12 protein-coding genes and 2 pseudogenes are annotated in these 14,768 nt (G+C 73.6%); 7 read left to right on the forward strand and 7 right to left on the reverse strand.

Features of this window, described 5'->3' with window-relative positions; all coding sequences use genetic code 11:
- Position 1 precedes the first annotated feature (1 nt).
- Together VF202_04915 and malQ are read left to right on the forward strand one after the other, a co-directional pair.
- Positions 2–940 carry an ABC transporter permease gene (locus tag VF202_04915; GenBank protein HEX7039434.1) on the forward strand — a complete coding sequence of 313 codons (939 nt, stop codon included), beginning with the start codon at positions 2–4 and terminating at the stop codon, positions 938–940.
- Positions 941–1,011: 71 nt separating this feature from the next.
- Complete coding sequence (gene malQ, locus VF202_04920; GenBank protein ID HEX7039435.1) at positions 1,012–2,595, forward strand: 4-alpha-glucanotransferase; 1,584 nt, start codon at positions 1,012–1,014, stop codon at positions 2,593–2,595.
- Between the two features lie 88 nt (positions 2,596–2,683).
- On the opposite strand, the gene VF202_04925 is transcribed toward malQ, so the two are convergent.
- Both VF202_04925 and VF202_04930 read right to left on the reverse strand, forming a co-directional pair.
- The gene (locus VF202_04925; GenBank protein HEX7039436.1) at positions 2,684–3,910 is read right to left on the reverse strand and encodes an ABC transporter permease; all 1,227 of its coding nucleotides are present in this window, start codon (positions 3,908–3,910) and stop codon (positions 2,684–2,686) included.
- Positions 3,907–4,683 (reverse strand): ATP-binding cassette domain-containing protein, encoded by a 777-nt coding sequence (locus VF202_04930; GenBank protein HEX7039437.1) that lies wholly within the window; start codon positions 4,681–4,683, stop codon positions 3,907–3,909. Before VF202_04930 ends, VF202_04925 begins: the two co-directional genes overlap by 4 nt.
- Before the next feature lie 148 nt (positions 4,684–4,831).
- Between VF202_04930 and VF202_04935 the strand changes: the two genes are divergently transcribed.
- The gene (locus VF202_04935; GenBank protein ID HEX7039438.1) at positions 4,832–5,644 is read left to right on the forward strand and encodes an alpha-hydroxy-acid oxidizing protein; all 813 of its coding nucleotides are present in this window, start codon (positions 4,832–4,834) and stop codon (positions 5,642–5,644) included.
- Positions 5,641–6,234: a Holliday junction branch migration protein RuvA gene (gene ruvA / locus VF202_04940; protein HEX7039439.1), complete on the forward strand. Its 594-nt coding sequence runs from the start codon at positions 5,641–5,643 to the stop codon at positions 6,232–6,234. Before VF202_04935 ends, ruvA begins: the two co-directional genes overlap by 4 nt.
- 69 nt (positions 6,235–6,303) lie before the next feature.
- On the opposite strand, the gene ald is transcribed toward ruvA, so the two are convergent.
- From ald to VF202_04955, 3 genes are all read right to left on the reverse strand, one after another.
- Positions 6,304–7,425, reverse strand: coding sequence for an alanine dehydrogenase (ald, locus tag VF202_04945; GenBank protein ID HEX7039440.1), 1,122 nt, complete (start codon positions 7,423–7,425; stop codon positions 6,304–6,306).
- A gap of 226 nt (positions 7,426–7,651) precedes the next feature.
- Positions 7,652–8,641, reverse strand: coding sequence for a tRNA pseudouridine(55) synthase TruB (gene truB, locus VF202_04950; GenBank protein HEX7039441.1), 990 nt, complete (start codon positions 8,639–8,641; stop codon positions 7,652–7,654).
- Positions 8,642–10,294 (reverse strand): tetratricopeptide repeat protein, encoded by a 1,653-nt coding sequence (locus VF202_04955; GenBank protein HEX7039442.1) that lies wholly within the window; start codon positions 10,292–10,294, stop codon positions 8,642–8,644.
- A gap of 389 nt (positions 10,295–10,683) precedes the next feature.
- Between VF202_04955 and VF202_04960 the strand changes: the two genes are divergently transcribed.
- From VF202_04960 to VF202_04970, 3 genes are read left to right on the forward strand one after another with little or no spacing between them, the layout of a single operon-like run.
- On the forward strand, positions 10,684–11,061 hold the full coding sequence (locus VF202_04960) for a hypothetical protein (protein ID HEX7039443.1): 378 nt from the start codon (positions 10,684–10,686) through the stop codon (positions 11,059–11,061).
- 1 nt (position 11,062) lies between these two features.
- Complete coding sequence (locus VF202_04965; GenBank protein HEX7039444.1) at positions 11,063–11,728, forward strand: response regulator transcription factor; 666 nt, start codon at positions 11,063–11,065, stop codon at positions 11,726–11,728.
- A 25-nt stretch (positions 11,729–11,753) separates the two neighbouring features.
- Positions 11,754–13,121, forward strand: a complete 1,368-nt coding sequence (locus VF202_04970) for a HAMP domain-containing sensor histidine kinase (protein HEX7039445.1) — start codon at positions 11,754–11,756, stop codon at positions 13,119–13,121.
- 81 nt (positions 13,122–13,202) lie between these two features.
- On the opposite strand, the pseudogene dcd reads toward VF202_04970, so the two are convergent.
- A pseudogene (dcd, locus tag VF202_04975) lies at positions 13,203–13,430 on the reverse strand (dCTP deaminase).
- Positions 13,431–14,684: pseudogene (locus VF202_04980) on the reverse strand (hypothetical protein).
- Positions 14,685–14,768: the final 84 nt, after the last annotated feature.

Consider the following 14,768-nt stretch of genomic DNA (forward strand, 5'->3'; position numbering starts at 1 on the left):
CGTGGACGTCGTCGTGCTCCTCGCCCTGTTCTCGTCGATGGTCCGCGCGACCACGCCGCTGCTCTTCGCGGCCCTCGGCGGCCTGTTCAGCGAGCGCTCCGGCGTCGTGAACATCGCGCTGGAGGGGATCATCCTCTTCGGGGCCATGGCCGCGGCGATCACGTCCCAGCTCGTCGAGGCGCCGTTCCTCGCCGAGAACCCCGTGGCCCGCGTGCCCTTCGCGCCCTGGCTCGGCGTGCTGGCCGGGGCCGTCCTGGGCGGGTTCGTCGGCTGGATCCACGCCGTCGTGTCGATCCGCTACCGCGCCGACCAGATCATCTCCGGCACGGCGATAAACCTCATGGCCATCGGCATCCCCGCGGTCGTGTTGTCGGGGCTCTACGGCAACTCCTCCACCTCCGAGCCCATCCGCAACCGCCTGCCGCAGTGGGAGCTGTTCGGCATCGACAACCTCTCGTTCAGCCCGCTCGTCTACCTCGCGTTCCTGCTCGTGCCCCTCACCTGGCTCGTCGTCTTCCGCACGCCGTTCGGCCTGCGCCTGCGTTCGGTGGGCGAGCATCCGGCGGCGGCCGACTCGCTGGGCGTGAACGTCTTCCGCATGCGCTACGCGGGCGTCGTCATCTCGGGCGTGCTGGCCGGCCTGGGCGGCGCCTACCTCTCGATCGGCAACCTCAACCAGTTCGTCAGCGAGATGTCGGGTGGCCGCGGGTTCATCGCGCTGGCGGCCCTGATCTTCGGCAAGTGGCACCCGTTCGGCGTGCTCGGCGCCACGCTGCTGTTCGGCGCCTTCCAGGCCACCGAGGTGCTGCTGGGCGGCGGCAACCTGCTCCCGCCCACGATCGTGCAGAGCCTGCCTTACGTCCTCACGATCCTCGTGCTGGCCGGGTTCGTGGGTCGCTCGGTCGCGCCCAAGGCCTCCGGCAAGCCGTTCGTCAAGTGAGCGCGGCGCCGGAGGGCGCGCCCGCGTCTGCGCGCGCTCCGGATGGCGCGCCCGCGGCGAACGCGGCTCCGGTGCCGAGCGGGTCCCCCGCCGCGGGGTCGCCGGCGGACCGGCCCTCCCGGCCCGCCGCGCCGCGCGCGGCCGGCGTCCTGCTGCACCCCACGAGCCTCCCGGGGCCCCACGGCGTGGGCGAGCTCGGCCCGGAGGCGCTCCGCTGGCTCGACCTCCTGGCCGCCGCAGGCCAGCGGGTGTGGCAGGTGCTGCCCCTCGGCCCCACGGGCTACGGCGACAGCCCCTACCAGTCGTTCAGCACGTTCGCCGGCAACCCCTACCTCATCGACGTCGGCGACCTGGCCGCCGAGGGCCTGCTGCGGGACGACGACCTCGAGCCCCTGCGCGCGCTGCCGTCCGGCCGCGTCGACTACGGCGGCCTCTACGAGCTGAAGCTGCCGCTCCTGCGCCGCGCCGCCGACGCCTTCCTGGCGTCCGGCGGCGCCGGCGATCCCGGGTTCAGGGCGTTCGCGGAGCGCGAGGCCGCCTGGCTCGAGGACTTCGCCCTGTTCATGGCGCTCAAGGAGGAGGCGGGGGGAGCGCCGTGGACCGCGTGGGAGCGTCCGCTCAGGCTGCGCGACCCGGCGGCGCTGGCCGACGCCGCCGAGCGCCTCGTCGCCGAGACCGCCAGGCAGCGCGTGTGGCAGTACTGGTTCTCCCGGCAGTGGTCCGCGGTCAAGGGCCGCGCGTCGGAGCGCGGCATCAGGGTGCTCGGCGACGTGCCGATCTTCGTCGCGCTCGACTCCGCCGACGTCTGGGCGAACCCGGAGCTGTTCCACCTCGGCGAGGACGGCCTGCCCACCGTGGTCGCCGGCGTGCCGCCCGACTACTTCTCCGCCACCGGCCAGCGCTGGGGCAACCCGCTCTACCGCTGGGACGTCATGAGGGAGCGCGGCTACGCCTGGTGGGTCGCGCGTCTGCGGCACGCCCTCGCCCAGGCCGACCTCGTGCGCATCGACCACTTCCGCGGCTTCGCCGCCTACTGGGAGATCCCGGCGGGCGAGCCCACGGCCGAGAGGGGCCGCTGGGTCGCGGGTCCCGGCGCCGACCTGTTCGATGCCCTGCGCCGCGAGCTCGGCGGGCTGCCCGTGGTGGCCGAGGACCTCGGCGTGATCACGCCAGACGTCGAGGCGCTGAGGGACTCCTGCGGGCTGCCCGGCATGAAGGTGCTGCAGTTCGCGTTCGCGGGCGGCGCCGACGACCCCTACCTGCCGCACAACTACGAGCGCGACTGCGTCGTCTACACCGGCACCCACGACAACGACACGACGCGCGGCTGGTACGAGTCGGCGCCGGAGGCCGAGCGCGACCACGTGCGTCGCTACCTCGGCCGGCCCGACGAGGAGGTCGTGGACGGGCTCGTCCGCCTGGCCTACGCGTCGGTCGCCGACCTCGCCGTGGTCCCGCTGCAGGACCACCTGGGGCTGGGTCCCGAGGCCCGCATGAACACGCCCGGCCGCGAGGTCGGCAACTGGACCTGGCGCTTCGCCTGGGACGACGTGCCGCCGTGGCTGGCGCCGCACCTGCACGGCCTGGCGTCGGTCTACGGCCGCGTGCCGGCGGGCGGTCCCGTCGACACGCCCTACCGCCGGACGGCCCTGTGAGGCGCTGAGCCGCGCTCGTCCGTGAGAGGGGGACGAGGCGAGGGGCCGCGCGACGTCGCGCGGCCCGCTGGGGCACGGCGCGTGCCCCTCAGGCCCTGAAGATCACGTCCTCGCGGCTGAAGTTCCGGTGGGCGAACGCGAGCAGCAGGGCGATCACCACGGCCAGCGACGCCCAGGTGACGAGGATGGAGGAGAGCGCGGCCGTGCCCTTGACGATGTCGTCCATCACGAGCAGGGCGTTGAGCACGGGGATCATGTAGGCGCCGTCGCCGATGCCGATGAGGTCCTTGAACTGCAGGCCCACGGCCGGTATCACGAAGAGGAACGAGAGCGGCGCGATGTAGCTCTGCGCCTCCTTGAACGAGCGCGCGAACAGCGCGATCGAGAGCAGCACCGCCGCGACGACGGAGGCGAGCAGCACCGCGCTCATGAGGAGCAGGAGCACGCTGCGCGCGTCCACCGAGAGGCTGCCGCCCATCATCGCGACGATCGAGCCGCCCTCGTCGCCCAGGCGGGGCAGGAAGACGCCGCGCATGACCGCGCCGCCGAGCAGGTAGCCGCCGATCGCGGCGATCGCCGCCGTCAGGCCGAAGGTGAGCGTGGCCAGGAACTTGCCGAACACGACCTCGGAGCGGCGCACCGGCGCCACCAGCAGCGACTCGAGCGTGCCGCGCTCCTTCTCGCCCGCGGTGGCGTCGATGGCGGTCATCTGGCCGCCCGTGAGCGTCCAGATGGCGATGAAGAACGGGATCAGCCAGGAGAGGACGCCGCTGCTGCGCTCGGCCTCCGAGCTGGCGTCGACGTCGGTCACGGCCACCGGCTCGAGGATCGCGGGGTCGAGGCCCTCGGCGCCGAGGCGCTCCGCCACCACGCCCTGCTGGTAGGCGGAGACGGCGTTGCGCAGCTTGCCCACGTTCAGCTCGCTGCGCATGTTGCCGGCCTTGCTGTAGAGCTGGACCTCGGCCCTGCCGCCGGCGGCGATGGTGTCCTCGAAGCCCTCGGGGACGGCGATCGCGGCGGGCACCTCGCCCTCGCGGACCGCGGCCTCCGGGTCGTCGACCGCGACGAGCGACACGTTCTGCGCCTCGATCGCCGTGCGCAGCTCCGGCGGCATGTGCTCGGCGCCGGCGACGCCCAGCTCGGTGACCGTGGTCGCCTCGCGCTCGAACAGCCCGCCGAGCAGCAGCGGCATGCCGAGCATCACCACGGGCAGCATCGCGAGGGGCAGGAGGATGTTCGAGACGATCGCGCGGCGGTCGCGGAACGTCGAGAGGACCTCCTTGTGGGCGATGTCCCAGATGCGGCTCCACCTCATGCCGCCACCTCCTGGGCCGCGATGCCGGAGCGGGAGACGAGGCGGAAGAACGCCTCCTCGAGGCTCTGCGACTCGGTCTGCGCGTTGAGCTCGGCGACGGTACCCTCGGCGATCTTGCGCCCGCCGTAGATCACGCAGCAGCGGTCGCAGAGCTCCTCGACCTCGCTCATCACGTGGGTCGAGTAGATGACCGCGCGGTCCTCGGACGGGTACGCCTTCACGAAGTCGATCACGGCGCGCCTGGCGACGACGTCGAGGCCGCTGGTGGCCTCGTCGAAGAAGATCACCGGCGGGTCGTGGATGACGGCGCGGGCGACGACGACCTTCTGCTTCATGCCCGTGGAGAAGCCGCCGGCGCGCCTGTCGAGCGTGTCGCCGAGGGAGAGCAGCGCGTCGAGCATCTCGATGCGCTCGTCCACGGCGGACTCGTCCATGCCGTAGAGGCGCCCGAAGTAGCGGAGGATCTCGCGGCCGGTGAGGCGGTCGTAGAGCCCCATCCCGCCGTTCACGACGCCGATGCGGGCCCTCACGGCCTCGGCGTCCCCGACGACGTCGTAGCCGGCCACCTTGGCCGTGCCGGCGTCGGGCTTGAGCAGGGTGGCGAGGACGCGGAGCGTGGTCGTCTTGCCCGCTCCGTTGGGCCCCAGCAGCCCGTACACCTCGCCGCTGGCCACGGAGAAGCCGAGGTCGTCGACGGCGACGACCCTCTTGCCGCCCTTGCCCCCCTCGAACGTCTTCCGCAGCCCCTGTACCTCGATCATCGGAGCGTCCATGCGCCCCGCATGCTACCCGCTGCCGGCACGGGCGCGGCCGGGCGGATGTCCCGCGGAGGGTGCCCCGCGTCGCGGCTCCGGACCGGGCGCCTCGGCGCCGCGACCGGGCGACAGCGGTGAGCGGCGGAGCGGCTATCATCGCCGTCACATGCGCGAACGCGACATCGCGTCCCTCGACGACTACCAGCTGGTGCCCAAGGCGCTCCACGACGTCGAGGAGCCCGACCTCAGCGTCGAGGTGCTGGGCCTGACGCTCGAGTGGCCGCTGGTGGCGAGGCTGCCCGACGGCGCCTCCTGGCACGAGGCGCTGGCGCGCCCGGCGACCGCCGACCTGTCGCGCCTCGGGGCCGTCGACGCCGCCGCGGTCACCGCCGAGCGCCTGAGCCAGTGCCCGCCCGGCTCCGTCGTCGCCGTGCTGCCGCCGCGCCGCATGGCCGAGCTCGTGGCCGACGTGAAGCGCCTGGCCGACCTGGGGGTGGGAGCGGTCGGGCTCGACCTGGCGCCGCTCGCCGAGGCCGCCCCCTTCGGCAAGGAGGCGTTCAGGCCGCGCACCCGTGAGGACCTGGCCGAGCTGCGGGCCGCGGCCGGGCTCCCGCTGTGGGTGTTCGGGGTGGGCGGCCCGGCCGACGCCGAGGTCGCCGCCGAGGCCGGCGCCGACGTCGTGGTCGTGAGCTCCGCGCTCGGCGCCCACCTGCGGGCGCCCGCGACCATAGACGTCCTGCCCGAGGTCGTCGACGCGGTGGCCGGCATGCTGACGATCGCCGCCGGCGGCGCCGTCCGCGACGGCGTCGACGCGTTCCGCTACCTCGCCGTGGGCGCCGAGCTGGTCGTGGTGGAGGGCGACCGCTCGCTGCCAGCGCTCGCGGCCGAGCTGGCCTACGCCTTCAGGCTCACGGGCTGCGCGACCTTCGCGGACGTCGGCTACGACGCCCTGTTCGCGCCGCTCTACACCGAGCCGTGATCGCGTTCGTCGAGGGCGAGGTCGAGGCCGTGGACGAGGCCAGCGTCGTCCTGCGGGTGGGCGGCTTCGGCGTCGAGGTGCAGGCGCCGGCGTCGACGCTGGCGCGCTGCCGCCCGGGCGAGCGCGTGCGTCTGCGCACCGCCCTGGTCGTGCGCGAGGAGCAGCCCTACCTCTACGGCTTCCACGAGCCCGACATGCTGCTGTTGTTCCGGCGCCTGCTCGAGGTCAACGGGGTGGGCCCGAAGATGGCCCTCGGCGTGCTGTCGGCCCTGCCCGTCCAGCTCATCGCCTCGGCCGTGGCGAACTCCGACCCCGGCCTGCTGACGAGCGCGCCGGGCGTGGGCAAGCGCACGGCCGAGAGGATCGTCGTGGAGCTGCGCAACAGGCTGCCCGAGCACCTCGTCTCTCAGGTGGCGGGGGCCGGCGCTCCGGGCGCCCTGGGCGCGGCCGGCCAGGACGCGGTGGACGCGCTGCTGGCGCTCGGCTACCGCGAGTCCCAGGTGAGGGGCGTCGTCGCCGAGCTGCTGCAGGACGACCCCGACGCCGCGGCCGAGACGCTGATCCGCAAGGCCCTGTCGCGGGTCAGGTAGGCGCCGCCGCCTACGGAGGCGTCCGGCGCTGCTGGCCGAGCGGTGCGGGGGCTGCGCTCCGAGGGACCCTCAGGCCACTGACGCCCTCAGCGCCTCCGCGGGGGGCGTCCACGGCATGTCGAACGCGCTGGCCACGCCCTCGTGGGTCAGCTGGCCGGCGCAGGCGTTGAGGCCCTTGAGGAAGGCGGGGTCCTCGGCCAGCGCCGCGAGCCCGCGGTCGGCGAGGCGCTGCACGTAGGGCAGGGTCTGGTTGGCGAGCGCGCGCGTGCTCGTGTTCGGCACGGCGCCCGGCATGTTCGCGACCCCGTAGTGCACGACGCCGTCGACGACGTAGGTGGGGTCGTCGTGCGTGGTGGGGTGGATCGTCTCGATGCAGCCGCCCTGGTCGACGGCGACGTCGACGATCACGCTGCCCTCCTTCATCGCCCCGAGCATGTCGCGCGTGACCAGCCGCGGCGCGCGGGCGCCGGGTATCAGCACGGCGCCGATGAGGAGGTCGGCGCGCGGCAGCAGCTCCATGACGTTGCCGAGGTTGCTGGCCATCGTCTGCACCGCGCCGCGGAAGACGTCGTCGAGGTACTGGAGCCGGGCGTGGTTGACGTCGAGGAGCGTGACGCGCGCGCCCACGCCGAGGGCGACCTTGGCCGCGTTGATGCCCACGGTGCCGCCGCCCAGGATCACGACCTCGCCGGCGTGCACGCCGGGCACGCCGCCCAGCAGCACGCCGCGCCCGCCGTGGGGGCGCTCCAGCAGGTGCGCTCCGACCTGTGCGGCCATGCGGCCCGCCACCTCGCTCATCGGCGTGAGCAGCGGCAGGCTGCCGTTCGCGAGCTGTACGGTCTCGTAGGCGATGGCCGTCGTGCCGGCGCGCAGCAGCGCCTCGGCGAGCCGCTGGGCGGCGGCCAGGTGCAGGTAGGCGAAGAGGATCAGGTCGTCGCGCAGGTAGCGGAACTCGGACTCGACGGGCTCCTTGACCTTCAGGACCAGGCGCTGCGCCCACGCCTCCTCGGCGCTGACGCCGACGCGCGCGCCCGCGGAGGCGTACTGCTCGTCGGTGAAGCCGGAGCCGAGGCCGGCGTCCTTCTCGACGAACACCCGGTGGCCCGCCGCGACCAGGGCCTGCACGGTTCCCGGGGTGGCGGCCACGCGGTGCTCCTGGGGCTTGATCTCCTTGACGACGCCGATGTCCATGCGTGTCTCCCGGCATACGGGCGCGACCCATGGCGGGCGCGCCCAGGTTCTCGCTAGCCGTCCTAGGGCGACTCTACCCCGGCCTCGGCCCGGCGGCCGCCGCGGACGCACCGCGGGGTAGAAGCTGGCGGCGGGGCAGGCGCGCGGGGCCGCTCGTCCTCCGGCGCCACGACGGCGGTGCGCCGGCGGCGGCGCGCGGAGCGCGTGATGGACGACCTGCGGCGCCTCAGGCGAAGACGCGCAGCAGCCGGTAGCCGGGTCCGCCGGCGGCCGGCTCGGCCAAGGCCACGAGCGCGCCGGACGCGTCCACGAGCGCGGCGCGCCCCGGCAAGGCGAGCGGCGGGCGCCTGCCGTGCCTCACGTCGGCGACCTCCCGGCCGTCGAGGGCGACCGTGGGCAGCATCAGCGCCGCGACGGGGTCGAGCGGGCGGGCGGAGTACAGGTCCTCGACGGCGACGGCGTCCCTCAGGTCGACTGACCCCGAGGCCGTGCGGACCAGGCCCGACAGGTAGGCGGGGAGGCCGAGCGCGTCGCCCAGGTCGCGCGCGAACGCGCGCACGTAGGTGCCGGCCCCCACCGTGAGCCGCACGAGCGCGGTGACGCGGCGCGCCGCCGCGGCCCTGGCGGCGAGCTCCTCGGGCACGGGCGGGTCGGGCGGCAGCGCGAAGCCCAGCCCGCTCGCGGCGGGCTCGTAGCGCCCCGGCGGTGCGCCCGCCGCGAGCGCGAAGGTCGCGGGCAGCTCGCCGCGGTCGGGGGCGATGGCCAGGAGGGTCACCTCGCGGTACGCGACGGGCCGCGGCGGCGGCTCCGCGGCGCGTCCCCGCCGCGCGGCGGCGTAGCTGCGCTCGCCGGCGCGCTTCACCGCCGAGTAGGCGGGCGGACGCTGCTCGGTGACCCGCAGGAACGCGTCGAGCGCCGGCAGCAGTCGCTCGGCGGTCAGCTCCCCCGCGTCGGCCACGGCCACGACCGGGCCCTCGGCGTCGAGGGTCGGGGTGGAGGCGCCGAAGGTCACCCAGGCGAGGTAGGTCTTGTCGTGGCCGGTGAGGTAGGGCGAGAGCTTGGTCGCCTCCTCCGACAGCACCAGCAGCACGCCGGAGGCGAGCGGGTCGAGGGTGCCGGCGTGGCCGACCCGCCTGGTGCCCAGCGCCCGCCTGGCGCGCGCGACGACGTCGTGCGACGTCAGCCCCAGGGGCTTGTCGACGGCGTGGAGCGGCACTCAGCCGAAGAAGAGGCTGCGGGCCCAGGGGCTGACGGTGACGGCGACGAGCAGGCCGACGTGGAGCGTGAGCTGGGCGATGAGGGGCTCGGTGGAGTTGGGGCGACGCCTGAAGCCGTCGGCGAGGATCAGCCCGATCACGAGCAGCAGCGCGACCGGCGTGCCGAAGGTGAGGGCGTAGAGGACGCCGGAGACGAGGGTGGCGCTGCGCTTGTCGTAGCGGCGCGCCAGCGGCGGGATCGCGAAGCCGCGGAAGAACACCTCGGCGAGCGGTACGAGGATCATCGCGGCCACCACGTAGGGCGTGAGCTGCACGAGGTCGAGGTAGAAGCCGCCCAGGGCGCCGCCCAGCGGGTCGAGGTGCAGGTAGGCGAGCAGCCCCGCCAGGAACACGATGCCGAGGCCCACGCCGGCGAGCGGCTGGCGGCTGCTGCCGACGAGCGTCTCCATGGGGTCGTGGCCGGTGATCGAGGCGCGGCGCCAGGCGAGCAGCACGAGGAAGACGCTGAACGTGATGAAGAACAGCGCCCACGCGTCGGTCGCCTGCACCGGCGTGAGGACGGCCAGGGGGTTGCCGTGCACGAACTCGCCGTAGGCGACCGCCGCCGCCAGGCCGAGCAGCGCGGAGACCAGGAGCGTGCCGTAGACGTTGCCGACGCTCCAGGGCTGGGGCCCGTCGACGACCTCGAGGCCGCTCGTCGACGGTATGCGGCTCTCGGCCACGAGGTGCACGGCGACGAGCAGCAGCAGGGCGCCGAGCCACACCAGCGAGTTGCCGCCGAGGCGGCTGATGAGGTTGTCGCGGCGCAGCGACTCGCGCAGCGCCAGGTTGCCGGCCGCGATGTCGCCCTCGGCGTAGTAGATGAACGCCAGCGCGCGCAGGTCTTCCGCCTGCGCGTCGACGTCGCGCGAGCCGCGGAGCTGGTGGGCCGTGGCCAGGTTGTCGGCGGCGTCCTCCAGCGCGCCCTGCGCCCACAGCGCGCGCCCGAGGAGCGAGAGGACCTCGGGGTCGAGGTCGTCGCCCGTGAGCTCGATGTAGGAGCGCAGCTGCGCGGCGGCGGCCGTCGGGTCGCCGAGCCGCAGGCGCAGACGAGCCTCGGCGAGGCGGTAGTCGACGTTCAGGGGGTCCGCGGCGATGGCGGCGCCGTAGGCGGAGAGTGCGTCGTCGTAGCGGCCCGCGAACTCGTGGATGCTGCCGTCGAGGCGCTGGAGGTAGCCCTCGAGCTCCCTGTTGCCCTGCTGCTGGAGGACCGTGCGCGCGCTGCTCAGGTAGCCCTGGGCCTCGTCCGGCCGACCGCCGGCGAGGGCGGCCTCGGCCAGGAGCACGAGCGGCTCGGCGGTGGGGATCGCGTTGCGCACGCGGCGCAGGCGGCTCTCGGCGCTGGCGTGGTCGCCCAGGCGCAGCTCGATGCGCGCGAGGGCGAGCTCGGCCTCGGCGAAGCTCGGCCGCACCTGCAGGGCGTTCTGGCAGGCCCGGCGGGCCGTCTCGAGGTCGCCGCCGGCCTCGAAGCGCAGGCACTGCTGGTAGTAGACGTTCTCGTCGAACGCCTGCGCGAACGCGTGCGAGAGGGCGGTGAGCGTCGCGAGGAGGGCCAGGGCGCCCAGTGCCTTGGCCAGCGCCGCCCCCTTCCACGCAGCAGGTCGTGCCGTCATCAGGTCCCCTCCGCCGGGTCGTGCGAGCCCGGCCACCGCGCCGCCAGGCACGGACGCGCTGCCGCAGCGGGCGAGCCTCGCTGTCGCGTGCTCGTGGCGGCCAGACTTGCATGCGGGCCCTGCCGGCAGCGGTTAGGTCGTTCACTTCCGCGGTGCACGAATCGCCTCTGGGACGCGGCTGGCGCCGGCTCGGCCGGGCGGCTGGCGCCGGCTCCCCGGCCTCCGCCGACACGGCCCGCGCGCGCTGGGCGCGGTCCAGGAGGCGGGCAGCGCTCGGCGGACGCGGCGTCGCCGACCGCGGCGCGCCGCGACCCGATGAAGGTTAGCTTAACCGCTCCAGGACGCTATCCTCGGGAACACGTCCTATCATCGACGACGACGGTGAGAAGATGAGCTTCCCACACTTCCTGCTGATGGGCCAGGTGCTCGCGCTCCTGCCCGCCATGACCGAGGGCACGGAGGTGCGCATCGTGTCGCCGGACCTCCTCACCGTCTACGCCAAGGCGACGGTGGAGGACGGCCGGCTCGTGTTCACCGAGTTCCCCGGGCCAGGCACGGAGGTGCGGGTCATCATCTTCCCGGCCGAGAGCTCTCCGGCCGAGCGGGTCGACGCCATGGGAGCGCGCGCGCTCGTCGGGCGCGTCAGCCCGGACGGACGCGACGTGCTCCTCACTGAGCCGGAGGCGTTCGAGCCCCTATCCTTGAGAGCGCTCCTTTTCCGCGAGCGCGGCGTCGTGATGCGCTTCGCGTCGAACGGGGAGGAATGAAGTGGCGAAGCGGATACTCATCGTCGAGGACGACCTCGACATCCTGAGGCTGCTCAAGCGCGAGCTGGAGGAGGCCGGCTTCGAGGTGCTGGCCTTCGACTCCGGCATGCGCGGGCTCACCGCGGTGCGCGAGGAGGAACCCGACCTCGTGATCCTCGACCTGGGCCTGCCCGACATCAGCGGCCAGGAGATCGCGCGCAGGGTGCGCCGCACCGGCGACACTCCGATACTGATACTCACGGCCGCCGACGAGGTGGGCACGAAGGTCGAGATGCTCAACGCCGGCGCCGACGACTACCTGGCCAAGCCGTTCCACGTGCAGGAGCTCCTCGCGCGCATCAACGTGCAGCTCCGCAAGCGCACGCTGGGCGCGGCGCAGAAGATCGGCGACATGACCATCGACCCGGTCAGGCGCCAGGTGCTGTGGGGCGAGGAGGAGGTCAGGCTCAGCCCCCGCGAGTACGAGCTGCTGGCCTACCTCGCCGGTCAGCCCGGACGCGTCTACAGCCGCAAGGAGATCGAGACCAACGTCTGGGGGGAGGACCTGCCCCCGTCCTCGAACGTCGTGGACGTCCACATCGCCAACATCCGCGGCAAGCTGCGCGAGGTGGGCGGCTACGGCGTGATCCGCACCGTGCGCGGCGTGGGCTACGCGCTCAAGTCCTAGGCGCGACGGGCGTGACCGGCCCGGCATGAGCCGCGCGTCACGCAGGCGCCGGGGCCTGCCGCTCACCTGGCGCGTCGCGCTGCTCGCCGGGGCGGCCACCGCGCTGCTCGCCGGCCTGACGCTGATCGTCTCCTACGTGCTCGTCAGGAACGGCATGTACGAGGACCTGCGCCGCTCGCTGCGCGAGGACGCGGCCACGCTGGCCGCGGTCTACGCCTCGGGCGAGGGCAGCGCGGGCGGCAGCCTCTCCGGCCCGACGGGCGGGATGGTGCTGCAGGTCTACGGGCCCGGCGCGCAGCTCCTCGCGGCCTCGCGGAGCGAGTGGGAGACGGCGCAGGCGGCGATCCCGCCCGACGTCGTCGTCGGGGCGGGGCTCGTGCCCACGCCGTGGTCGGGCGAGCTGCTCGGCCGGCCCGTGGAGGCCGCGCTGGCGCCGTTCGCCGTGGGCGTGGTGGCCGTCATCGCCGACCCCGGCTACATCCAGGAGACCCTGGCGGCGCTGTCGCGCACGCTGCTGCTCGTCGCCGCCGCCCTGGTCGTGCTCAGCCTGCTGGGCGGCTACCTCGTGGCGGCGGCATCGCTGCGGCCCGTCACCCGGCTCGCCAGGCGCGTCTCGCGGCTCGACCCCGACAGGCTCGAGCCCCTCGAGTACGACGGACCGCGCGACGAGGTCGCCCGCCTGGCCGAGACCGTCAACGAGCTGCTCCGCCGCCTGGCGCAGGCGCGGGACGCCCAGCGCACGTTCCTGGCCGAGACGAGCCACGAGCTGAGGACGCCCCTCACGTCGCTGCGCGGCTTCCTCGACAGGGCGGCGCGCCTGGCGGGACCGGCCGCGGCCGAGGACATCGACGACGCCAGGCGCGTCACCGGCACGATGGCCAGGCTCGTCGAGGACCTGCTGCTGCTCTCGCGCGGCGAGCTGGTGCGCGAGCTCAACCCGCACCTCGTCGACCTGCTGCAGGACGTCGCGAAGCCGGTGGCGGCGGAGTTCCCCGGCGTGGCCGCCGAGGGCGCGGCGCCGCTGCTCGTGCTCGGCGACCCGCTGAGGCTGCGCCAGCTCGTGCGCAACCTCCTCGCGAACGCCGTGAGGGCCGCCAGCGGGCCGGCGGGGGTGCGCGTGCGGGTGCGCGAGGGCGACGACCGCACGGCGGTGCTGGAGGTCGAGGACGACGGGCCCGGCATACCGCCCGAGATGCAGGAGCGGATCTTCGAGAAGTTCTACAAGGGCGCGGGCGGCGGCAGCGGTCTCGGCCTGGCGATCGCCAGGCAGGTGGCCAAGCACCACGACGGCACGCTGACCGTGGAGAGCCGGCCTGGACGCACCGTCTTCACGCTGCGCCTGCCCGTGGTGCAGGAGGAGGAAGAGGAAGAGGAGCTCGAGGCCAAGGCGTAGGCGAGGCATGGCCCGGCCCCGAGTCCCTCGTGGCTCGCCCGCCTGCCCTCGACCCCGGCGCGTCTGGCTCTCGCCGGCGTCTCAGATCTTCGGCAGGGTGACCCCGCGCTGGCCCTGGTACTTGCCCTTGCGGTCGCGGTACGTGACCTCGGGGCGCTCGCCTTGGAAGAACAACAGCTGCACTATGCCCTCGTTGGCGTAGACCTTCGCCGGCAGGGGCGTCGTGTTCGACAGCTCCAGCGTCACGTGCCCCTCCCAGCCGGGCTCCAAGGGCGTCACGTTCGCCACGATGCCGCAGTTCCGGACGAACACTCCGGCCTCGAGGGCGAAGTTGCCCGCCTCCGGCACCGTGAGGCAGTAGACGTCGTGGTCACCCTTGAGCTCACGGACCTCGGCCACCTTGTGGTTGAGGTGTTGGCCCTCGCCTCCGAACGGGGCTCGCACGTCGGGGAACCGCCGGAAGACGGCTCGGTCGCGGCCGAGCAGACGCGCCGCGCCTCTCATGGAGCCCGCCTCGTCCGAGGCACGGCGCTTGGCCAGCAGCTCCTCCCGCCTCGGGGCGTACTCTGGGTCGTGCCAGAACCGTTCGGCTCGCAGCCTCTGTTGGCGGTCTCGCGCCATCCGCCAGGCAAGGTCCGTGGCGCGTCTCGCCAGGGCCCCGCGGATGGCGGCGGAGCGCTCGACGGGATCGAAGTCGCGGCCGTGGTACTCGATGTCGTGATAGCCGATCCGGTCGCTCGCCGGCAAGCGGACGAGGTTCGTGGGCCTGTTGTCGCGCCTGTCGTGGTTCACGTGGTGGCGGTGCGTGCCTGGCGTGTCCTCGTAGATGCCGTTGCGTACGCTCCACTCGTCGGCCAGGCGATGAGTCGGGTAGAAGCTCCCCGTCAGAGGCTGATACGTCATCTCGTAGCCGCGGTGGACGGAGCGGTAGAGCGGCATCAGGGAGTCGCCCGGCTCGAGGTCGCCGGCCGCTATCCACTCGCCCAGGCGGCCCATGAAGTCGTGGTCAGGCGTGGCGTGGACCACGCTGCCATCGTCGAGCGTGATCTCGAGCAGGGTGTCGCGGCCGATCCAGCGGGGCGCGTGCAGTAGCGTGACGACGACGCGGCCGTGCTCCCCGATGGAGTACCCCCAGAACGTCTCGCCTTCCTCGTGCCTCTCCGCGAGCTCGGCTAGCGTGGGCGCCGTGCCGTCGACGAGCGCGACCCTGGTGTCGGCGCTGAAGCACCTGGCGTACGACGACTTGCCTAGCGCCACGACCATGGTGTCATCGGGTATGCGCAGGTACTCCACCGAGCGCGTGAGCACGAAGCTGTTCGGGGGGACGATGCAGGTGTCGCCCTCGTACTCCACGAGGCTGCTGGTGTCGAAGTCCTTGGGGTCCACGACGGTGTTGAAGGCGTTGACGAAGATGCGCCACTCCGGGGCCGCGCGCAGGTCGTAACCGAAGCTCGAGAGCCCGAAGCTGATGACGCCCTCGCGGACCAGGCGGTCCTCGAAAGGCTCGATCATCCCCTCCTCGAGGGCCTTCTGCTTGATCCAGCGGTCGGGCTTGATGCTCATGCCGGAGTCTATCAGCGCCCTCGGGGACGCTCGTGGGCCCGAGCCGAGCGCCCATGGGCAGATGCCCGGAGCCCGTTGACCTCA

The sequence above is a fragment of the Trueperaceae bacterium genome (genome assembly GCA_036381035.1).
Lineage (GTDB): Bacteria > Deinococcota > Deinococci > Deinococcales > Trueperaceae > DASRWD01.